17 protein-coding genes and 1 tRNA gene are annotated in these 20,304 nt (G+C 68.5%); 7 read left to right on the top strand and 11 right to left on the bottom strand.

Annotation, left to right across the window (positions count from 1 at the left end):
- Window position 1: 1 nt before the first annotated feature.
- A complete protein-coding gene (locus tag ACZYX4_RS07660; RefSeq protein WP_463874898.1) occupies window positions 2-1,018 on the bottom strand; it encodes an asparaginase in 1,017 nt (338 codons plus the stop codon).
- A 35-nt stretch (window positions 1,019-1,053) separates the two neighbouring features.
- Window positions 1,054-2,583, bottom strand: coding sequence for a molybdopterin-dependent oxidoreductase (locus ACZYX4_RS07665; RefSeq protein ID WP_463875070.1), 1,530 nt, complete (start codon window positions 2,581-2,583; stop codon window positions 1,054-1,056).
- Window positions 2,584-2,899: 316 nt separating this feature from the next.
- On the opposite strand from ACZYX4_RS07665, the gene purD reads away from it, so the two are divergent.
- Window positions 2,900-4,210 carry a phosphoribosylamine--glycine ligase gene (gene purD, locus ACZYX4_RS07670; protein ID WP_463874899.1) on the top strand — a complete coding sequence of 437 codons (1,311 nt, stop codon included), beginning with the start codon at window positions 2,900-2,902 and terminating at the stop codon, window positions 4,208-4,210.
- A gap of 107 nt (window positions 4,211-4,317) precedes the next feature.
- Window positions 4,318-5,190, top strand: a complete 873-nt coding sequence (locus ACZYX4_RS07675; RefSeq protein ID WP_463875072.1) for a phosphoribosylaminoimidazolesuccinocarboxamide synthase — start codon at window positions 4,318-4,320, stop codon at window positions 5,188-5,190.
- A gap of 35 nt (window positions 5,191-5,225) precedes the next feature.
- Here ACZYX4_RS07675 and ACZYX4_RS07680 read toward each other — a convergent pair whose 3' ends face one another.
- On the bottom strand, window positions 5,226-6,494 hold the full coding sequence (locus tag ACZYX4_RS07680) for a helix-turn-helix domain-containing protein (RefSeq protein WP_463874900.1): 1,269 nt from the start codon (window positions 6,492-6,494) through the stop codon (window positions 5,226-5,228).
- A 144-nt stretch (window positions 6,495-6,638) separates the two neighbouring features.
- Here ACZYX4_RS07680 and ACZYX4_RS07685 point away from each other — a divergent pair, with 144 nt between their 5' ends.
- Window positions 6,639-6,884 carry a hypothetical protein gene (locus ACZYX4_RS07685; RefSeq protein WP_463874901.1) on the top strand — a complete coding sequence of 82 codons (246 nt, stop codon included), beginning with the start codon at window positions 6,639-6,641 and terminating at the stop codon, window positions 6,882-6,884.
- A gap of 144 nt (window positions 6,885-7,028) precedes the next feature.
- On the opposite strand, the gene ACZYX4_RS07690 is transcribed toward ACZYX4_RS07685, so the two are convergent.
- The 5 genes from ACZYX4_RS07690 to ACZYX4_RS07710 form a co-directional block, all read right to left on the bottom strand.
- Window positions 7,029-7,105, bottom strand: a tRNA-Pro gene (locus ACZYX4_RS07690).
- 104 nt (window positions 7,106-7,209) lie between these two features.
- Window positions 7,210-9,039 carry an ABC transporter ATP-binding protein gene (locus ACZYX4_RS07695; RefSeq protein WP_463874902.1) on the bottom strand — a complete coding sequence of 610 codons (1,830 nt, stop codon included), beginning with the start codon at window positions 9,037-9,039 and terminating at the stop codon, window positions 7,210-7,212.
- A complete protein-coding gene (locus tag ACZYX4_RS07700) occupies window positions 9,036-10,868 on the bottom strand; it encodes an ABC transporter ATP-binding protein (protein WP_463874904.1) in 1,833 nt (610 codons plus the stop codon). The genes ACZYX4_RS07695 and ACZYX4_RS07700 overlap by 4 nt, the downstream gene beginning before the upstream one ends.
- 294 nt (window positions 10,869-11,162) lie before the next feature.
- Window positions 11,163-12,110 carry a metallophosphoesterase gene (locus ACZYX4_RS07705; protein ID WP_463874905.1) on the bottom strand — a complete coding sequence of 316 codons (948 nt, stop codon included), beginning with the start codon at window positions 12,108-12,110 and terminating at the stop codon, window positions 11,163-11,165.
- Window positions 12,107-14,428: a transglycosylase domain-containing protein gene (locus tag ACZYX4_RS07710; protein WP_463874906.1), complete on the bottom strand. Its 2,322-nt coding sequence runs from the start codon at window positions 14,426-14,428 to the stop codon at window positions 12,107-12,109. Before ACZYX4_RS07710 ends, ACZYX4_RS07705 begins: the two co-directional genes overlap by 4 nt.
- 37 nt (window positions 14,429-14,465) lie before the next feature.
- Here ACZYX4_RS07710 and ACZYX4_RS07715 point away from each other — a divergent pair, with 37 nt between their 5' ends.
- Genes ACZYX4_RS07715 through ACZYX4_RS07725 form a run of 3 tightly spaced genes read left to right on the top strand, consistent with a single transcriptional unit; the run spans window position 14,466 to window position 16,121 of the window.
- On the top strand, window positions 14,466-14,621 hold the full coding sequence (locus ACZYX4_RS07715; RefSeq protein WP_144671455.1) for a DUF4177 domain-containing protein: 156 nt from the start codon (window positions 14,466-14,468) through the stop codon (window positions 14,619-14,621).
- A 2-nt stretch (window positions 14,622-14,623) separates the two neighbouring features.
- On the top strand, window positions 14,624-15,193 hold the full coding sequence (locus ACZYX4_RS07720) for a RidA family protein (RefSeq protein WP_463874907.1): 570 nt from the start codon (window positions 14,624-14,626) through the stop codon (window positions 15,191-15,193).
- 16 nt (window positions 15,194-15,209) lie between these two features.
- The gene (locus ACZYX4_RS07725) at window positions 15,210-16,121 is read left to right on the top strand and encodes an NUDIX hydrolase (RefSeq protein WP_463874908.1); all 912 of its coding nucleotides are present in this window, start codon (window positions 15,210-15,212) and stop codon (window positions 16,119-16,121) included.
- 448 nt (window positions 16,122-16,569) lie between these two features.
- Here the strand turns inward: ACZYX4_RS07725 and ACZYX4_RS07730 are convergent, their stop codons facing one another.
- Entirely contained in the window at window positions 16,570-17,247 is a 678-nt protein-coding gene (locus ACZYX4_RS07730) for a Crp/Fnr family transcriptional regulator (RefSeq protein WP_011693220.1), read from the bottom strand.
- A 207-nt stretch (window positions 17,248-17,454) separates the two neighbouring features.
- Between ACZYX4_RS07730 and ACZYX4_RS07735 the strand changes: the two genes are divergently transcribed.
- Window positions 17,455-18,642: a MarP family serine protease gene (locus tag ACZYX4_RS07735; RefSeq protein ID WP_463874909.1), complete on the top strand. Its 1,188-nt coding sequence runs from the start codon at window positions 17,455-17,457 to the stop codon at window positions 18,640-18,642.
- Window positions 18,643-18,706: 64 nt separating this feature from the next.
- On the opposite strand, the gene ACZYX4_RS07740 is transcribed toward ACZYX4_RS07735, so the two are convergent.
- On the bottom strand, window positions 18,707-19,759 hold the full coding sequence (locus tag ACZYX4_RS07740; RefSeq protein WP_463874910.1) for a DUF2332 domain-containing protein: 1,053 nt from the start codon (window positions 19,757-19,759) through the stop codon (window positions 18,707-18,709).
- 2 nt (window positions 19,760-19,761) lie between these two features.
- Complete coding sequence (gene aroQ, locus ACZYX4_RS07745; RefSeq protein WP_463874911.1) at window positions 19,762-20,235, bottom strand: type II 3-dehydroquinate dehydratase; 474 nt, start codon at window positions 20,233-20,235, stop codon at window positions 19,762-19,764.
- Between the last annotated feature and the right edge of the window lie 69 nt (window positions 20,236-20,304).

Raw genomic sequence — 20,304 nt, forward strand, 5'->3', positions numbered from 1 at the left:
GTCAGTCGAGCAGCGCCGACACGGCGTGGCCCAGGCGGATCCTGCCCACGGGCCGCCCGCCGCCGAGTACGGGCGGGACCACCTTGTCCAGGACACTGGCCACTTCCGGGACGTCGACGGCGCCGGCCGCTGCCAGGAGGGTCAGGCCAACGAGCGTGGTGGCCCGGATGCTGCCGTCGAGGATCTTGATGGCGACGGAGGCGCCCGTGGGGGTGGCCATCACCAGCACGCCCTCGGCGCCGATCTTGGCGAGGATGCCGAGGTCGTCCATGACGATCGTGTTGGATTCGCCCTTGCCCTGCACCGCCCACGGGTAGTCCAGCATCGACGTCGCGATCGTGGCGGCACGGGCGTTGGAGTGCTTGTCGCCGGGGGCCTTGGCCAGCGTGGAAAAGGCCCGGGCCAGCCCGGTCAGGGAGACAGCGGCCACGGGCGCGCCGCAGCCGTCGATGCCGAGGTGGGCGATGCTTTCGCCGCAGTACTCCTCGATGACGGAGCGGATGCGCTGCTGCAGCGGGTGGTTGGGTTCGAGGTAGCTGTTGGTGTCCCAGCCGTTTTCGGTGCAGGCCCAGAGAAACGCGGCGTGCTTTCCGGAGCAGTTGAAAGCGAGCTTGGACTTGCCCCGCCCGGCCTGGACCAGCCAGTTCCTGGCGGACTCGTCCTCCGGCCAGGCTGCCGGGCACTGGAGCTGCTCTTCCTTGACGCCGGCGGCCTTGAGCATGCCCTCGACGACGTCCATGTGGTCCAGTGAGCCGACGTGGCTGCCGCAGGCAATCGCTGCCTGCACGCCGCGCAGAGGCACTCCGGACTGCATGGATGCGAGGGCCTGGAGGGGCTTGAGCGTGGACCTGGCGTAGATCGGGGTGGTGATGTCGCCCAGCTCGGTGACGACGGTGCCGTCCCCGGCAACGAGGACGGCGGAGCCGATGTGCCGGGACTCCACGAAGCCGCTGCGTTCAACGACGGCCAGTTCGACGGCGGACTCGACGGTGAAGGTGGCATGCGAAGTCAGGGGCATGCAGCAAGTCTATGGTGCCCGGCGGTAATACCCGGTTATTCCACGGTCACCATCAGCGACTGCCAGCCGGAGGCGCCGTCGGGCACCGGATCCGCGCGCTGGTCCGTCTGGACCTCGCCGGTTCCGTCGGTGGCGCGGGCCTTGATGTAGTGCGGGCCCGGTGTGGCTTCCCAGTCGAAGGACCACTGCCGCCACGTCACGACGGACGCCTCAGTCGAGAGTACGGCCTCGGTCCAGGGCCCGTTGTCGATCTGCACCTCAACCTTGGTGATGCCCCGCGTCTGGGCCCAGGCGGTGCCGCCGATCGCGACCCGCCCGGCCGGAACCTTCGCGAAGGACTTGGGGACTTCCACCCGGGCCATGGTCTTGATGGGGCCGCGCTCGGACCAGCCGCGCTGCGTCCAGTAGGCCTTGCTGTCCGCGAAGCGGGTGACTTCCAGATCCACCACCCATTTGGTGGCGGAGACGAAGCCGTACAGGCCGGGGACGACCATGCGCACCGGATACCCGTGTTCGAGCGGGAGCGCTTCCCCGTTCATGCCGAACGCCAGCATGGCGTCCCGGTCGTCCTGGAGGACCTCGAGCGGAGTGGAGGCGCTGAAGCCATCGATTGAGGTGGAGAGCACCATGTCCGCGCCGTCCTGGGGCCCGGCCATTTTGAGGACGTCGCGGATGGGCATGCCCAGCCATTTGGCGTTGCCGGCCAGGTTCCCGCCGACCGGGTTGGACACACAGGTCAGGGAGACGTGGGATTCGATCAGGTCCGCGTCGAGCAGGTCCTGGAAGGTGAGCCGGATTTCCCGGTCCACGAGGCCGTGGACGCGCAGCTCCCAGTCCTGGGCGTCGATTTCGGGCACACTCAGGGCGGTGTCAATGCGGTAAAAGTCGTTGTTGGGCGTCAGCCACGGCGTGACCCCGGGCGCCGTGGACTGCACTCCGGCGGGGACCGCGGGGGCCGGTTTCGCCGCCGCGGGAAGCTGGAGGGACTCGCGGGCCTGGGCCACGTTGCTGCGGGCCGCGCTGAGCAGGCGTCCGCCGGTCGCGGCGATGGCTGAGGCCGCGGCGGTGACGCCGGTCGCGGCGAAGAAGGCGCGGCGGCTCGTGGCGGGACGGTCCGGATCCTTGGCGGCCAGGTCCGAGTCCAGGTCCGGCCACTGCTGCATCCGCCACAGCCTCGTGATGAGGAAACGGAGCGCGATGAGTCCGGCCACGGTGCCGACCACCGTGGGAATCGCATCCAGCGGCTCCACCCCGGACCGCGTCACGACGGCCGCCACGATCACCGCGCCCATCAGCAGCACACCGGCGACGCCGAGCGCCCACTTCCGGTACGCCACGATGCCCAGGACGCAGGCAAGCAGCAGGATGGTCACGGCCATGCCAACGAACAGGGCGAGCTTGTCATTGGTGCCGAAGGTGGCGATCGCGAAATCCTTCAGCCACGACGGCGTGAAGTCGATGAAGGTCGAGCCGAGGGCAATCACCGGCGTCGCCCGCGCCGTGAAGAATGCGCCGATCAGCTCGGCAACGGACAGGACGACGGCGGCCGCCGCGATCCCGGCCATCGCGGCAAGGACGCTCGGACGGCCCAGCCGCTTCGAGGCTGAGTGTTGGCCGGGCCGCTTCCGTGCGGGCTTCTCTATCCTGAGTTCTTCCGCCCGGGGCCTCTGCGTGCTGGGTTTGTCCATACTGGGTCTTCGGAGCAGCCCGGGCCGCGGATTGTCCGCCGGGGCGGCGCAACCCCGTGGGACATGCCCTCCCTTCGGGCGCAGGGATGGGCATGCTGGCATTATGTCCAGCGGGCGCGGCCGGGACTGGGCATGTCCCCGTGGGGGTCGCGGCTTAGGAGCCTGCCGGGTCCACAAAGTACCCTTGGGAACTGTGAAGGTACTAGTCATCGGCCCCGGCGGCCGCGAACACGCCATTGTCCGATCCTTGCTTGCCGACCCGAACGTGTCCGAGGTCCATGCGGCCCCGGGCAACGCCGGCATCAGCCAGCTGGTCCCCACACACGCCGTCGACGCGAACGATCCCGACGCCGTCGCGGCCCTCGCCGCCAGGCTCACCGTTGACCTTGTGGTGGTCGGCCCCGAGGCGCCGCTTGCCGCCGGAGTGTCCGACGCCGTCCGCGCCGCAGGCATCCCGGTGTTCGGGCCCAGCAAGGCCGCGGCCCAGCTCGAAGCCTCCAAGGCCTTCGCGAAGGAGGTCATGGCCGAGGCCGGTGTCCCCACCGCCATGGCCCGGGTGGCGTCCAACGCCGAGGAAGCCGCCGACGCGCTCGACACCTTCGGGGTTCCCTACGTGGTCAAGGACGACGGGCTTGCCGCAGGCAAGGGCGTGGTCGTCACCAACAACCGGGACGAGGCGCTGGCGCACGCGCAGAGCTGCTTCGCTGCCGGCGGCACGGTGGTGATCGAGGAATTCCTCGACGGCCCCGAAGTCTCGGTCTTCGTCCTCTGCGACGGCCTCAACACCGTCGCGCTCTCCCCGGCGCAGGACTTCAAGCGGATCTTCGACAACGACGAAGGCCCCAACACCGGCGGCATGGGCGCCTACACCCCGCTGGAATGGGCCCCCGAAGGCCTGGTCCAGGAAGTCCTCGACCGGGTCGCCCAGCCCACGGTCAACCAGATGGCGCACCGCGGCACCCCGTTCGTCGGTGTCCTGTTCGTCGGCTTGGCCCTGACCTCCCGCGGCACCCGCGTGATCGAATTCAACGTCCGCTTCGGCGACCCGGAAACCCAGGCCGTCCTCGCCCGCCTCAAGACCCCCCTCGGCGGGCTGCTGATGGCGGCCGCCAAGGGCGAACTGGACAAGGCCCAGCCGCTGCGCTGGTCGAAGGAAACCGCGGTCGCCGTCGTCGTCGCCGCTGAAAACTACCCGGACACGCCGCGCACCGGCGACCGCATCCGGGGGCTCAAGAAAGCCGAGTCCGTCGAGGGCGTCCATGTGATCCATGCCGGCACCAGGCTCGACGACGAAGGCAAGGTGGTCTCCGCCGGCGGGCGGGTCCTGGCCGTGGTGGCGCTCGGCACGGACCTGGTGGAGGCCCGGGAACGGGCGTACGACGGCGTCGAGCTGGTCCAGCTGGAGGGCGGCCAGTTCCGCACCGATATCGGAGGCAAAGCGGCCCGCGGCGAGATCAAAGTGCAGACGCCCGGCGCCCCCGCCGCCCCGAAAGCGAAGGCCTGAGCATGACCACCCCCGAGTCCTCCGCGCCGGAAGCCACTGACCCTGCCTCGTCCGCGCCCAAAGGCGGCCTGGACACCGCGACGCTGGACCTGCCCGGCTGGAAGCACATGTACTCCGGCAAGGTCCGTGACCTCTATGTTCCGGCGGACGGGTCCATCACGGAGCGCATCGGCCAGGAGTGCGTCCTCGTCGTGGCCAGCGACCGGATCAGCGCCTACGACCACGTCCTCGCCAGCGAGATCCCGGACAAGGGCCGCATCCTGACGCAGCTAAGCCTGTGGTGGTTCGATCAGCTCGGCGTGGAGCACCACGTGCTCGCATCCACAGTCGAGGCCGGCGTGCCCGCCGCAGTGGAGGGCCGGGCAATGATCTGCAAGAAGCTGGACATGTTCCCGGTCGAATGCATCGCCCGCGGCTACCTCACCGGCTCCGGGCTCCTGGAGTACCGGCAGTCCGGCACCGTGTGCGGCATCCCCCTGCCCGACGGGCTGGTCGACGGATCCCGGCTGGACGAGCCCATCTTCACCCCCTCCGCGAAGGCCGAGGTGGGCGAGCACGACGAGAACATCACCTACGACGCCGTCGAGGAGATCGTGGGCGCGGAGACGGCCTCCCGGCTGCGCGAGCTCACTCTGGAGATCTACACGAAGGCCGAGGAGACCGCCCGCGGCCGCGGCATCGTCCTTGCCGACACCAAGGTCGAATTCGGCCTCGACGCCGCCACCGGCGTCATCACGCTCGGCGACGAGGTGCTCACCCCGGACTCTTCACGGTTCTGGGATGCCGCCACCTATGAGCCGGGCAGGGCCCAGCCCTCCTACGACAAGCAGTACGTCCGCGACTGGCTGACCTCGGCTGAATCCGGCTGGGACAAGTCCACGGACGAGACACCGCCGGCGCTGCCGGCCGACGTCATCGCCCGCACCCGCAGCCGCTATGTCGAGGCCTACGAAAAGCTCACCGGCCGGACGTTCGCGTAGGCCGCCGCGCGGAGTGACCGCCTGCGGCAGGCCGGCTAAGTTCCGGTTGACCCGGCGGCCTGCGCGCGGCGCTGGGCGAGCCGGATTTCCAGCACGGCGTCCATCGACTGCTGGACCCGGTCCGAGGCGCCGGCGGCGCTGAATTCTGTCTGTGCCTCCTTGAGATAGACCAGGGCCTCGTCGGACTCTCCGGCAGCCTTGAGCGCCTTGCCGAGCAGCAGGGCCACCTCACCGGCGACGTGCTTGGCGAGCGCATCCTTGTCGGCGTGGATCTCGCGCAGCTTCTGCACGGCTGCCACGATGTCCCCGGTCAGGTAGAGCCAGCGGGCCCGGATGAACGCGACCTCGAGCTGGTCCGTCTTGTTCCCGCCAACGATCGAGAGCGCCAGTTCGGCGCGCTCGATCGACTTCAGGGTCTCGGGCTCCACGATCCCGGAGGACAGGCGGACCGCGGCCGAGGCCTTGTTGAACCGCGCCCAGAGGTCGATGTCATTGGCGGGGGAGAGCAGCTGGGCCGCCCGCTCGTGGTATTTGATGCCCTCCGTGTAATCGTGGCGCATAAAGGCCACGTTGCCGATCACCCAGGCGACTTCACCGGCGAGCTGGGTCATGGAGTGCTCATCCATCTGCTCGTTCATGGCCTGGCAGTACTCCCAGGCCTCATCCAGCCGGCCGCTTTCGGCCAGCGCACCGATGAGGGCGCGCAGCGCACCAATGATCAGGGTGGAGCCCTTGGGCAGCTCGGCGCAGAGCCGCACGGCTTCCTGCGCGTGTTCGACGGCGACTGCCAACTGACCCTGGCCGTGGCACACGGCCGCGAGCATCTGCCGCGCCCGGACCCCCAAACCTGCCGATTCGGCGGCCATCGGGTGGTCCAGCAGCCGCTGCACAATGTCCTGGCATTCCTTCAGGTGGCCCTGCTTCATCAGGCACTCGGCCTGCATGTAGGTCATGTTCCACCAGGCGCTGGTGTTCTTGGCCTCCAGGGCAATCTGGGCCGCAGTCGCGGCATGGGTCTCCGCCAGGGCGTAATCCCGGAGGTCCCAGGCCTGACGGGCATAGAGGCCCGCGAGAACATACTCGGCATCGCTGACCGACACCGGCTGGCTCCACGCCTCCAGCGCCTTCGGGGCGAGCTCGAGCCGCCGGGCCAGCTCCTCGATCACATCCGCGGTCGGTTCACGGCGCCCAGTCTCCAGCAGGGAGATGTAGCTGGGCGAGTACAGATCGCGGCCCAATTCCGCTTGCGTCAGGCCGCGGTCGAGCCTTTCCGCTCGGAGTTTTTCCCCGAATCCGTTCCCCACGAACACCTCCAAATTCCGGACAGTCTTTGTACTAGATGCTTGACAGTCTCTGTGCAAGTCATTTTACAATGTATGTCAACAAGGGCTCGTACTGGCTTTGTAATGTGTCCGACTCGCGTTTCCCACCTGTATTGAGGAACCCACATGATCAAGAAGATTGCAGCTTCCGTCGCCCTGGCGGGGGCACTGGCTCTCTCCGCAGCTGCTCCCGCAGTCCTGTCCATCAGCGCCATCGGCAACTGGCCAGACCCCATGGGCAGCACCACCTCGGCGATCGGCAACTGGCCCGACCCCATGGGTTCCACCCAGGGAAGCCTCTCGGCTATCGGCAACTGGCCGGACCCGATGACCTACTCCACCAACATCGGCAACTGGCCGGACCCCATGTAGTCAGCAACTGTTTCATGGCCCCGGGACAGGTGCGAACCTGTCCCGGGGCGATTTTTTTGCCGGTCAAACCGCCGGGCTGCGGCCGGCTGGAAGTCCGGGCGCACAAAGAAGAGGGCCTTCCAGCTGGAAGGCCCTCTTCTTGATTGGTCGGGATGACAGGATTTGAACCTGCGACCTCGTCGTCCCGAACGACGCGCGCTACCAAGCTGCGCCACATCCCGATCCGTTACTTCAAAAGCAACTTCACAAGACTATCCGATCAGGACCCCGGATGCGAAATCGGGCCGCCGGCGCCCGCGTCAGAGGCCGCGCAACCCCGGTCGGCTCAGACCAGCGAATCCTTCCAGGCCCCGTGCATTTGCGCGAAGTGGCCGCCGCCGCCGATCAGCTGCTCGGGAGTGCCGTCCTCGACGACCCGCCCGTCGTGGACCACGAGGACCCGGTCGGCGGTCTGCACCGTCGACAGGCGGTGCGCGATGATGAGGGCGGTCCGGCCGCTGTCGGCGCCGATTCCCTGCAGCAGTCCGGCGAGGCCCGCTTGCACGAGCCGCTCGGACGGGATGTCCAGCGAGGACGTGGCCTCGTCCAGGATCAGCACGGCAGGCCGGGCCAGGAACGCGCGGGCGAAGCTGATCAGCTGGCGCTGCCCGGCGGAGACGCGGCCGCCGCGCTTGTTGACATCCGTGTCGTAGCCTTCCGGGAGTTCCCGGATGAACTCGTGGGCCCCCACGGCCTTCGCGGCCGCCTCGATCTCCTCGCGGGAGGCCCCGGGCCGGCCCAGGGCGATGTTGTCCGCGACGGAGCCGCTGAACAGGAAGGCCTCCTGGGTGACCATCACGACGTTCCGGCGCAGATCCGCCGTCGCAAGCTCCCGCAGGTCCACGCCGTCGAGCGTGAGGGAGCCGGCGGAGACGTCGTAGAAGCGGGCGATCAGCTTGGCGAAAGTCGACTTGCCGGCGCCGGTCCGGCCCACCAGCGCCACGGTCTGGCCGGCGGGAATGTGCAGGTCCAGAGTGGGGATGATGACCGGGCCGTCGCCGTAGCGGAATTCCACGCCCTTGAAGTCGAGGGTTCCCTTGGCACCGTGCAGGGCCACGGGATTCCTGGGCGGACGGACGGTGGGGACCTCCTCGAGCAGTCCGGAGACTTTCTCCAGCGCCGCCTGGGCGCTCTGGAAGGAGTTGTAGAACATGGCCATCTGGTCAACCGGCTGGAAGAAGCGCTTGGTGGACAGGATCAGGGCCAGCAGCACACCGATGGCGAGCTCGCCGCTGAGCACCCGGAAGCCACCGAAGAGCAGGACGACGGCGACGCAGATGTTGCCGATCAGCACCAGGCCGGGCTGGAAGATGCCGTTGAGGTTGATGGAGCGGACCGTGACCTTGCGGTAGTCCTCGGCGAGGTCGGTGTAGCGTGCGGTGTTTTCGCGTTCCTTGCGGAAGGCCTTGACCGCGCGGATCCCGGTCATGGTCTCGACGAAGTGCACGATCAGCCGGGCCGAGACGACGCGGGATTCGCGGAAAGCGATCTGGGAGTGCTTCTGGTACCAACGGGCCAGGAAGTACATCGGCACGCCGGCGGCCAGGACCAGAAGCCCGCTCCGCCAGTCGAGGACGAACACTGTCACCGCCGTGAACACCATAAACACCATCCCCGAGGCCAGCGAGCTGATCCCCGAGTCCAGGAGTTCGCGCAGCGCCTCCAGGTCAGAAGTCTGCCGGGCGATGATGCGCCCCGAGGTGTACTTTTCGTGGAATTCCAGGCTCAGCCGCTGGGTGTGCCGGAAAACCCGGACGCGCAGGTCCAGAAGCATCGCCTGGCTCAGCCTCGCCGTCGACGTCACGTACAGGGCGGTGAGGCCCGCCGTCGCGACGGCGGCGGCGAGGTAGGCGACGCCGGTCAGCACCAGCGGTAGGTTGTCCCCGGCGCTCAGGGCGGGCAGGGCCCGGTCGATGCCGAAAGCGATCAGCACGGGACCGGCGACCCGCGCCGCCTGGGACAGCACGACGGCGGCAATGGTCAGCCAGAACCGCCGGCGGACCGGGCGGATGAGCGAACCCAGCAAGGCCAGGGAGCGGCGCCGGACAGTCCTGCTCTCGCTCTTGGACAGGTGCGCGTTGTCCTCGTTCGCGGTGCCGAAGGCTGCGCTGCTCATCGGGAGACCTCCTCGGCGTTGAGGCCCGACAGCTCGGAGTCAATCAGGTCGGAGTCCAGGTCCCGGGGTTCCGGGTCCAGGCTGGCGATCACATGGCGGTAGTGCCGGTTCTCCGCGAGCAGTTCGGTGTGGGTGCCGACCGCGGTGATCCGGCCCGCCTCAAGCAGCGCCACCCGGTCCGCCAGCGCCACGGTGGACGGCCGGTGGGCCACGATCAGGGTCGTGGTGTCGGCGAGAACCTCCCGCAGCCTGGTCTCGACGAGCTCCTCGGTGTGGACGTCCAGGGCGGAGAGCGGATCGTCCAGGACCAGGACCTTGGGCCGGGCGGCGATGGCCCGGGCCAGGGCGATGCGCTGCCGCTGGCCGCCGGAAAGGCTGAGCCCTTCCTCGCCGATCAGGGTGTCCAGACCGTCCGGGAGCGAGTAGGCGAAGTGGGCCTGGGCGACGTCGAGCGCCTCCTCGAGGGCGTCCTCGCGGCGCCCGGCAGGGAGGCCCGCCGGGGCGCCGAGCAGAACGTTGTCCCGGACCGAGCTGGAGAACAGGGTGGTGTCCTCGAAGGCGACGGCGACCACGGTGCGGAGCTCCTCGACGCCGAACTCGCGCAGGTCCACCCCGTCGATGGTGATGGAACCGTCGGTGACGTCGTAGAGCCGGGGGACCAGCTGGAGCAGGGCGCTTTTGCCGCTGCCGGTGATGCCCACCAGGGCCATGGTTTCGCCGGGCCGGATGTCCAGGCTGATGTCCCTAAGGATCGGTTTGTCCGGGGCGTCCTCATAGGCGTAGGTGGCACTGTTGAAGCTGAGGGCGCCCTGGAGCTCGGCGGGGCGGCGGGGCTGTTCGGGGCTGGTGATGGTGTTCGCCGAGTCCATGACCTCGAAGTGCCGGTCCACGGCGGTCTTGGCGGTGAGGGCCATGGCCAGCAACATGCCGGAGAACTCCACCGGGGTGGCGATCACGGCGGCGGTGGCGAAGAACGCCACGAGGGCGCCGATGCTCAGCTCGCCGGTGGAGGCCAGCAGAACGCCGACGACAAGGCCGGCACCGAGGGCCAGCTCGGGCAGGAGGGTGACGACCAGGCTGAAGGTCGCGAGGTGCTTGGCCTTGACGATCTCCGTCTGGCGGAGTTCCTCGGCCTGTTCGTTGAAGTTCTCCAGCGCCTCGCGGCTGCGGCCGAACGCCTTGAGCACGCGGATCCCGTGGACGGATTCCTCGACCGTGGTGGCGAGGTCCCCGGCCTGGTCCTGGCTGCGGCGGGCCACCCTGCTGTAGCGGGTGCGGAACCGGAAGCCATAGATCATGATCGGCAGCGCGGCGGCGAGGAAGATCAGTGCCAGCTGCCAGCTCATCGTGAACATCACCACGACACCGATCACCACGGTCAGGGTGGTCACCACAAGCATGATGGCGCCGAAGGCCATCCAGCGGCGCAGGAAGTTCAGGTCCGTCATGGTGCGGGAGAGCAGCTGCCCGGAGCCCCAGCGGTCGTGGAAGGAGACCGTCAGGTCCTGCAGATGGTCATAGAGGGACACCCGCATCCGCGTCTCGACCGTGGTGGCGGGGTTGATGACGAACTGCCGGCGCAGCGCCACGAGGCCGGCCTCGGCGATGCCCAGGCCCAGGATGATGAGGGAAGCGATCCAGACCGCGTTCGCGCTGCCTCCGGGCTGGAGCGATTCGTTGACCAGCACCCGCAGCACCTGGGGGATGGTCAGGGCCACCACACTGGCGAGCAGGGCGCAGACCAGCCCCAGGACGAGCCGCGGAATAATCGGCCTGACGTGGGGGTAGAGACGGCTGATGGAGGAGAAAAATGAGATCTGCTTGGCCATGCCTGCTTCTTCAAACGCACGTGCGGATTTCTGACGCACCGGGATGTAGTTTCCTGTAGCAACTACCCTAGGCCATCAGGTGACCGGGTTCACATGAAAATGGAGGGCATCAGGATCTCGCCCAGTAATTACGTTCCGCAATGGCGCGCGGCACCGGTCCCCCCGCGGGACATGCCCATTCCACACCGCGGGACATGTCCAGTCCAGGGCGCGGGGAGTGGACATGGACCCACTATGTCCAGCCGTGGAGTGCAGGGGAGGGCATGTCCCGTGGTGGCGGGGAGCCGGGCAGTCTCAGGAACGCGCGGTGAGCGTGAGCAGCACGGCTTCGGGCTTGCAGGCGATCCGGACCGGGGCGAAGCGCGAGGTGCCGATGCCGCCGGAGACGTTCACCGGCGTCGTGCGGCCCTTGCTTTCCCAGTCGTGGAGGCCCTTGGCGCGCCAGGTCGGGAGGTCGCAGTTGGCGACGAGGGCACCGAAGCCGGGAACGCAGATCTGGCCGCCGTGGGTGTGTCCGGCCAGCAGCAGGTCGGCGCCGTCCTCGGTGAAGTGGTCCAGGACGCGCTGGTACGGGGCATGGATGACGGCGACCCGCAGGTGCGGCCTGGTGTCCTGGCCCTTGGTGCCCCGTGGCCAGCCGGCATACCGTTCGAGGCCCAGGTGCGGATCGTCCACACCGGAAAAGTCAACGCGCAGGCGTTTGATCACGAGCGACTGGCACCGGTTGGTCAGGTCGACCCAGCCGCCCATGCCGAAGCCGGCGCGGAGCCGTGGCCAGTCGAGCCGGGCCGGGCCCGTGGGCTTCGAGGACGGCCCCAGGAAGTACGACGCCGGGTTCTTCAGCCGCGGCGCGAAGTAGTCGTTCGATCCGGGAACGAAGACGCCGGGGAACTTCATCAGCGGGCGCAGCGACTCCAGCAGGGGTTCCACGGCCTTGACGTGGCTGAGGTTGTCGCCGGTGTTCACCACCAGGTCCGGCTCGAGCCCCGCCAGCGAGGACAGCCATTCGGCCTTCCGGTGCTGGCCGGGCACGAAGTGGATGTCGCTCAGGTGCAGCACCCGGATGGGGCCGAAGCCGGCCGGGAGGATCGGCAGGGTCTCCTCGCGGAGCACGAACTGGTTCTTCTCCCACACCCCGTATCCGGTGGCGGCGGCACCGGTCACGGCCCCGGCGGCGGCGGTGACGGCAACGCCGCGACCGATGCTCCGGGCGCGGCGGGCCAGCGAGTCAAGCCCGGTCACGGGGTGGGCACGTCTTCCTTCTTGTCCTGGCCCGGCGGCGCGGGCTCACTGGGCGCGGGCTCACTGGGTGCCGGCTCACTTGGTGCCGGCTCACTGGGTGCCGGCTCACTCGGCGCAGGCCTGGTCGGTGCCGGCGTCGCCTTGGTGGACGGCCGGGGTGCCGGACCGTTCACCAGGGGCGACGGCGGGGCCTTGAACGGGTCGGTGCCGTAGGCCGGTGCCACCTGGGTCATGTAGTTCGAGAACTGCGGGCCCGCGATCATGTAACCGTCGATCGCCTTGTAGAACTTGCCGTTGAGGGTCAGGTTCCGCCCCGGCCGGTCCTGGCCGCCCAGCGCGTCGCCGAACCAGGAAGCCGTCGCGAGGCCGCTCGTGTAGCCGACAACCCAGGTGGAGTTGTTGGGGTCGTTGGTACCGGTCTTGGCGGCGACCGGGAAGCTGGTCCGGGTCGAGATCCGCGGCTTGATCAGCGCGCCGGAGCCGCGGTTGAGGACTTCCTGCAGCGCGAAGCTCACGCCGCGGGCAACTTCCGGTTTAATCGCTTCGCGGCAGCTCGTGGCCTGGGACGGCAGCTGGGCGCCGGAGGCGTCCGTCACCGATTCAATCGCGATCGGCTCGCAGTACTTCCCGTCGTTCGCGAAGGTGGCGAACGCGCTGGCCATGGTCAGCGGCGAGGTCTGGGTGGCGCCGATCAGGTTGGACAGGCGCGTCATCGGAACGGGCTCGTTGGTCTGGCCGGCGTGGATTCCCACGGCGTCGACGATCTTCTGGATGCCGCAGAGGTCCACCTGCGCCGCCGTCGCGAACGTCATGGTGTTGATCGAGTTCGCCAGGCCGTCAACGACGCTCATGTTCTTGTAATAGCCGTCCTCGGCGTTCTGCAGGTCATCCGCCGCGCCCAGGGCTTTCTCCGCCGTGTTGTAGGCGCCGTCCACCCGGGTGGGGCAGGTGTTCTTCCACCGGTAATTCAGCGGGTACCTGCGCACGGAGCCGTTGAGGACCGTGTTCATGGACTTGCCCTCGTTGAGCCACTGCGCGAAGGTGAACGGCTTCATCGTGGAACCCGGCTGGAAACCGCCCAGCCCGCCGAGGTCGTTGCCCCGGGCGTCGCGCATGTCCACGTTGAAGTTGATGACGTTGTTGAACTTGCCTTCGGCCTCCAGGAACTGAGTGTTCTGGGCCATCGAGATGATCTTGCCGGAACCCGGCTGCACGGAGACCAGCGAGGCGCCCCACTTGTCCGGGTTCTCCCCGGCGGAGCCCTCAACCTGGGCCTGCGCCACGGACTGGGCGTTCGGGTCCAGCGTGGTCTTGATGGTCAGGCCGCCGCGGAAGACCGTCCGCTCGCGCTCGTCGGCGTCGGCGCCGTAGGCGGGGTTGTTCAGCATCAGGTGCAGCACGTAGTCGCAGAAGTACGGGGCTGTCGCCGAGTAGGCGCAGCCCTGGCGGGGCTGGGTGACCTTGGTTTCGATCGGCGTGGCGACGGCGGCGTCGTACTCGGCCTGCTGGATCTTGCCCTGGGCCAGCATGGAGTCGAGGACCAGGTTGCGGCGGGCCTCAGCGTTGTCCGGGTTGTTGATCGGGTCGAAGAACGACGGGCTGTTGACCAGGCCTGCGAGCAGTGCGGCCTGCGGCAGGGTCAGATCCTTGGCGGTGGTGCTGAAGAAAAACTTGGATGCGGCCTCGATGCCGTAGGCGTCGCGGTTGAAGAACACGATGTTGAGGTAGCCCTCCAGGATCTGCTCCTTGGTGAACTTCTTCTCCAGCGCGATGGCGAGCTTCATTTCCCGCAGCTTGTCGCCGACGCCCTTGTTCACACCGTTCAGCAGGACCTGGTCGCTCTTGCCCTCGGCTTCGAGGGAGGAGTTGATGACATTGTTCACGTACTGCTGGGTGATGGTCGACGCGCCCTGGCGGTTGCCGCGGGCCGTGGCGACGAGGGCGCGCATGATGCCGGTGGTGTCCACACCGCCGTGCTCGTAGAAGCGGCTGTCCTCGATGGCGATGACGGCGTCCTTCACATACGGCGACATCTGGTCGAGGGAGACCCGGGTGCGGTTTTCGGCGTAGAGGTTGGCGATCACGCTGCCGTCGGAGGCCAGGATCGATGTCGACTGGCTTGGCAGGTCGACCTGCAGTTCGGCCGGCAGGGTCTCGAAGAACTTGACCGAGCCGCTTGCCGTGCTGCCGGTGACGGCGGCCGCAGGGACCAGCAGTCCCGCCACCAGGACGCCACAGATGGCGCTCACGCCCAGGAAAAGAATGATCTTTCCGAGGGTGGTGGCCGTGTCAAATAAAGGGTTTTTACCAGTCGCCATGTTTTCCACTTTACCGGCAAGGACTAGGCTTTAGCTCATGACCAAATGGGAGTACGCCACGATTCCGCTCATTATCCACGCCACAAAGCAGATTTTGGACCAGTGGGGTGACGACGGCTGGGAGCTTGTCCAGGTTGTCCCCGGCCCCGAAGGAAACGGACTTGTTGCCTACCTGAAGCGGGAGAAGCAGTAGCCATGGGCACCCCCGCATCTGCCTCCCCGGGCGCCTCCGCCGTCCCCGGAACACCGGCGGAGAACGCCGCCGCAGCGGGCGCGCCGTCCGCCGTCGAGCAGCGCCTGGCCGAGCTCGGCCTGACATTGCCGGAGGTGGCCGCCCCGGTTGCCGCCTACGTTCCCGCCGTGATCTCCGGCAACCACGTCTACACCTCCGGCCAGCTGCCGTTCATTAACGGCTTGCTCGAAGCGACCGGCAAGGTCTCCTCCGGCACCGAAGGCGCCTCGGACGAGGCCACGGTCTCGCCGGAAGCCGCCAAGCAGTACGCCGCTGTGTGCGCCGTCAACGCACTGGCTGCCGTCAAGAGCGTCATCGGGGACCTGGACCGCATCACGCGGATCGTCAAGGTTGTCGGCTTCGTCTCCTCCGACCCGTCCTTCACCGGCCAGCCCGGCGTCATCAACGGCGCGTCCGAACTGCTTGGCCGGGTCCTCGGCGACGCAGGCCAGCACGCACGGTCCGCCGTCGGCGTTGCTGTACTTCCCCTCGACTCACCTGTTGAAGTCGAACTGATCGCCGAATTCGCCTAAGGGCAGGTCAGTTCCCTTGCCTCAGTTAGCCCGACGCCTGTTTGCCCTTCCCCCGGATCTCGAGGGGGCGGCCCGCAGCTGGATAGAACACGGCGAGCGGACTCCCCGCGCGCCCCGCTTCGCTTCCTCGGTCGTGCTGCTGCGTGACTCGCCGACCGGCCTGGAGACCTGGCTGGGATACCGGCCCGGCTTGTCACCGCTGGGAGTTCTCGCCTTTCCCGGCGGGTCGCTGGAAGCGTCCGACGACGACGCCGTCGGCTGGCTGGGCCCCTCGCCGCAGTATTGGGCCGAGCGCATGGGGACCGCCGACATCGGACTGGCGCGCCGCCATGTGGTGGGCGCCATCCGTGAATTGTTCGAGGAAACCGGCATCCTCCTGGCCGGACCGGACCTGTCCACCACAGTGGAGGCGACCTCCAAAGCTGAATGGATGCGGGCCCGGGTTGCGGTGGCGGAGCAGGAGAAGTCCTTCACGGACGTGCTCGCCAACCGCGGACTCTCGGTGCGGACGGACCTGCTCAAGCCCCTGGTCAACTGGCTCAGCCCGGACTTCGCGCACCGCCGCTTCAACACCCGCTATTTCGCGGCCACCGTGCCGATGAACCAGCAGCCGTCGTTGCTGGCCAGCAAGGGTGTGTGGGGCCGCTGGGTGTGCGTCCGCAAGGTCGTCGAGGGACGGAATACCTCGTTGCTCGGCGATGAGGTGGGCCAGGAGAATACGGTCGGACGCACCCTCGGCCAGCTGCTGGTGCCCGGCTCGGAGATCATGCTCGAGAAGATGGCCGCCGCTAACGGCTGCATCGCCTACCTGAGCTACAAGCGCAAGGCCCACGTCTACCAGCCGACGCTCGTCGAGGAAGATGGCCAGCTCATGCTCGAGGTCGAGGCGGCCAAGACCGTTGCCGGAGAACCCCAGCGCGAACGCTGACACCTCCGCCGCGCCACTGGACATGCCCCCTGCCGGGCCGGGCCGGTGGACATGATGGCACTGTGTCCGCCCGTTGCCGCGAGGAATGGGCATGTCCCGCGGTTCCCGGGACCAAGATTGAGCATGTCCCCTCACCCCGCCCGCCGCTGGACATGTCCCGCGTACGCCCGAGCCCGTCCCGCCGCTGGACATGTCCCGCGTACGCCCGAGCCCGTCCCGCCACTGGACATGTCCCCTGCTGGGCCGGGCCGGTGGACATGATGGCACTCTGTCCGCCCGTTGCTGCGAGGAATGGGCATGTCCCGCGGACCCGGATCCCACAGCGGGCATGTCCTGGGCAGGGCGACCAAGAATGAGCATGTCCCCCCAGAGGGGCGTGCGGCAGGCTTAAACGCCGCAGGCCGGCGCCGTTTTCACGGGCCGGCCCGAGGGGTGCTGCCAAACAGGCTTAGCGGGAGCGCTGGCGGAGGCGCTGCATGTCGAGGATGACGACGGCGCGGGCCTCCAGGCGCAGCCAGCCGCGCTGCACGAATTCGGCGAGGGCCTTGTTGACCGTTTCACGGGATGCTCCGACCAGCTGGGCCAGTTCTTCCTGCGTGAGCTCGTGGGCCACCAGGACACCGTCGGTCGCGGGCCGGCCGAAGCGGTCCGCCAGGTCCAGCAGCGCCTTGGCTACACGGCCCGGAACGTCGGAGAAGACCAGGTCGGACAGGGAATCGTTGGTGCGGCGCAGGCGGCGGGCCAGGGCCTGCAGCAGCTGCGCCGAAACCTCCGGGCGGGTGCGCAGCAGGGCGTTGAGGCTCTCATTCTTCAACCCGGCCAGGCGGGTTTCCGACACGGCTGTGGCCGTGGCGGTACGCGGGCTCGGATCGAACAGTGCCATCTCGCCGAAGAGCTCGCCCGGGCCGAGGATGGCGAGCAGCGATTCCCGGCCGTCCGGGGACGTGCGTCCGAGCTTGACCTTGCCGGAGACGATGAAGTACAGCTGGTCGCCCTGGTCTCCTTCCCGGAAGACCGAGGCTCCGCGTGAGAGGTCCACCTCGGTGAGTTCGTCCGTCAGCAGACGGAACGCCTCGTCGTCGAGCGTGGCGAAGAGGGGTGCGCGGCGCAGTACCTCGATATCCATGAAATCTCCTGACTAAAACTGTGTCGGCTGGGGCGCTTCAGCCATTGTTTCAGAATTTTGGCGCGTCTGTGACGTACTTGGCACCGAAACGTGCCAAACGTCGTGGCAGCGGGAGAGTGAGAGCCGGCTCCGGGCTCCGCGCGCGACCGGCAAACTGTCAGCTGGCGCCGGTAGAATCGGGGGCTTACCTGCCTCAAAGGAGCATTGGTGTTCGGCTTGACCATCTTGGACCTCGTGTTGATCGTGACGCTTTTGTCCTACCTGTTCCACGGCCTGCGCAACGGCTTTCTGGTCACAGTCGGCGGCATCGCCGGGTTCGCCGCAGGAGCTGTGGCAGCGTTTGTGTCCGTACCCATCGTCAGCGGCCTCGTCGAGGACAGCGGCTGGCGCCTCACAGCGATCATTGCTGCCGCCCTGCTGTTGATGGTCCTGGGGCGCGGACTGGGCACCGCCATCGGCCGCCGGATCCGCAGCGTCGTGCGGATCCGCCCGCTCCGGTCCATGGACCGGCTCGCCGGCGGCGTCGTCAACGTCGTCGTGTCCGCGCTGGTCATGTCGATGCTGGCGTTCAGCATCGGGGCGCTCGGCGTTCCCTTCGTTTCCCAGCCGCTCGCCGATTCCAAGGTGATCCGCTTCATCGACGGCGCGACCCCTGTACCGGTGAAAACCTCCATGGCGCAGCTGCGGTCCACCGTGATCGGCGGCGACATCCCGACCCTGTTCGAGGGAATCGGGCAGGGGGGCCAGCCGCTAGCGGTCCCGGACGCCAGCACCGACACCCCCGCCCTGAACCGGGCCGCGGCGTCGGTCCTGAAGATCGCGGGAACCGCTTACCAGTGCGGCCAGAACCAGACCGGCACCGGTTTCGTGGTGTCGCCCGGCCGGGTCGTCACCAACGCCCACGTGGTCGCCGGCGTGCCGGAACCGGTGGTGGAGATCCCCGGCGGCGGCGCCCTGCCGGGGCGCGTGGTGTACTTCGACGCCCAGCACGACCTCGCGGTGGTTGCCGTGGACGGCCTCCGCTCCGCCCCGCTGCCGCTCAGCCCGGACCTGCCGGCCGGCACCCCGGCGGCGTTTTCCGGCTACCCCCACGGAGGCCCGTTCCAGTCCAAACCGGCCACCGTGCAGGACATCGCGACGGTGCTGGTCCCGGACATCTACGGCAACAACCCCGCACCGGAGGACGTGTACCGGATCGCCGGGGACGTCCAGCCGGGCAACTCGGGAGGACCGCTGCTGACCACCGACGGCCAGGTGGCGGGAGTGATCTTCGCGAAGGCCACGGGCGAATCCTCGCTCGGCTATGCCATCACCATGACGGATCTGGGACCGGTGGCCGCCCGGGCACCGGGCCTTGGCGATGCTGTGTCCCCGGGCCAGTGCATCCGGAACTGACAGGGCATCCGGAACTGACAGGGCATCCCAAAGTGGCAGCGGCCGAAATCCGGGCGTCAGCCCCCTAAAGCCATTCCAGGCTCTGGCCGTGCGGGCCGGCGATCGCCGTGGGCTCCCCGTTGTGCAGCAGCAGAAAACGGCCGCGGAGCCGGGACTCGTCCATCTCGGGAACCACACTGGAGCCGTCCGCCTGGATGATCACCGTCTGCCCCTCGTTGGAGAGCCAGTGGCAGCCGCGTTCGACGGCGAGCCGCGCCATGGTGGCCCGGAACCGGTCCCGCGCCTCCGTGTCGAGGTAGGCCATGACCGCGCTGTGGAAGACCACCAGGGTGGCGTTCGACGGCGCCCGCGCTGCCAGGGCGGGGAGCCGGTCGTTGAGGTCCCCGGCCACGAGGAGGGGCGGATCCGCCCGGGCGATCGCGATGGCCCGGCGCAGCCGTTCGTGGCGGAAATCCTGCTCCGGCCAGATCAGCGCTTCCAGCCAGGCGACATCGTCGGGGTTCCGGACATCCAGCGGGTTAAGGTCGATCCCCGCCCGCCACACCACCCGGGGGAGTTCCGGCGGCAGCGGTACCGGGCCGCTGACGGCGCAGCCCAGGACCGGGTAGCTGCCGGGAGCGGCGCCGGCCGGCGCCAGCCGCGTGAGCCCGGCGCCGGCGTCGTACTCATAGCCGTAGCGGTCCGGAAAGAGGGCCAGCCCGGCCGAGGCCCCGACCTCGATGAGCGCCAGCGGGCGCCTGCCGGCGGCGGCGATCTGCGCCAGGGACGGCAGCAGGGTGGCGCAGCGCCCGGCCTCATTGGTCTGGGTGGCGCGGGTGAGCACGGTCCGGGACACGTCCTCCCAGTGCGCGTCCAGGAACGCCCGGAAGTCCGGGTAGGGGCTGATCCGCGCGCCCAGGAAGCGGGCGGCCGCGAGCAGCAGCAGCGGCTGCCGCTTGTTGTGCGGCCACTTCTCGATCCGCCGGAGCAGTTCCGGATCCTCGGCGATGCCCACCGACCAGGCGGCGTAGCAGTCGGAATTGCCGGGCGCGTCGACGGTGCCGAAGTGGCGGTACCACTGCGCCGTGGCGGGCTCCACACTGCCCGGTTCCCCGCGGGTGGGATCAACGGGGGACATGCTCAGTCCCGGCTGGCCTGCAGCCCGGCGAGGTACTCGACGGCGAACTGGTAGCCCAGGATCCCTGCGCCGGCAATCACGGCCTTGCTGATGTCCGAGAGGTAGGAATGGTGCCGGAATGGCTCACGGGCGTGGACGTTCGTGATGTGGACTTCGACGGCGGGCAGCTGCACTGCGGAGATGGCGTCCCGGATGGCCACCGAGGTGTGCGTGTACGCGCCGGCGTTGATGACGATGCCGACGGCCTTGCCGCGGGCGGCGTGGATGGCGTCCACGAGGGCGCCCTCATGGTTGGACTGGAAGCACTCGACGTCGAGACCGTGCGCGGCGCCGGTGTCCTTGGCGAGCTGTTCGACGTCGGCCAGGGTGGCGGTGCCGTATTTCTCGGGTTCGCGGGTGCCGAGCAGGTTCAGGTTGGGTCCGTTGAGGACCAGGATGGTACCGCGGCCGGCGCCGGCGTGGGTGGCTTCGCTCATGCCAGCCAATGTATCGCGTTGCGCTGCGGGCTGCCGCCCCGGCGGCGGAATCGGCACGCAGATGACCGA

The sequence above is a fragment of the Pseudarthrobacter leeuwenhoeki genome (assembly GCF_055412885.1).

Coding starts and splice junctions, on each gene's coding strand:
- ACZYX4_RS07700 (WP_463874904.1), bottom strand. CDS start 10,868: ATGGCCAAGCAGATCTCATTTTTCTCCTCCATCAGCCGTCTCTACCCC.
- ACZYX4_RS07695 (WP_463874902.1), bottom strand. CDS start 9,039: ATGAGCAGCGCAGCCTTCGGCACCGCGAACGAGGACAACGCGCACCTG.
- ACZYX4_RS07660 (WP_463874898.1), bottom strand. CDS start 1,018: ATGCCCCTGACTTCGCATGCCACCTTCACCGTCGAGTCCGCCGTCGAA.
- ACZYX4_RS07665 (WP_463875070.1), bottom strand. CDS start 2,583: ATGGCCGGGATCGCGGCGGCCGCCGTCGTCCTGTCCGTTGCCGAGCTG.
- ACZYX4_RS07720 (WP_463874907.1), top strand. CDS start 14,624: ATGGGCACCCCCGCATCTGCCTCCCCGGGCGCCTCCGCCGTCCCCGGA.
- ACZYX4_RS07675 (WP_463875072.1), top strand. CDS start 4,318: ATGTACTCCGGCAAGGTCCGTGACCTCTATGTTCCGGCGGACGGGTCC.
- ACZYX4_RS07710 (WP_463874906.1), bottom strand. CDS start 14,428: ATGGCGACTGGTAAAAACCCTTTATTTGACACGGCCACCACCCTCGGA.
- ACZYX4_RS07715 (WP_144671455.1), top strand. CDS start 14,466: ATGACCAAATGGGAGTACGCCACGATTCCGCTCATTATCCACGCCACA.
- ACZYX4_RS07730 (WP_011693220.1), bottom strand. CDS start 17,247: ATGGATATCGAGGTACTGCGCCGCGCACCCCTCTTCGCCACGCTCGAC.
- aroQ (WP_463874911.1), bottom strand. CDS start 20,235: ATGAGCGAAGCCACCCACGCCGGCGCCGGCCGCGGTACCATCCTGGTC.
- ACZYX4_RS07740 (WP_463874910.1), bottom strand. CDS start 19,759: ATGTCCCCCGTTGATCCCACCCGCGGGGAACCGGGCAGTGTGGAGCCC.
- ACZYX4_RS07685 (WP_463874901.1), top strand. CDS start 6,639: ATGATCAAGAAGATTGCAGCTTCCGTCGCCCTGGCGGGGGCACTGGCT.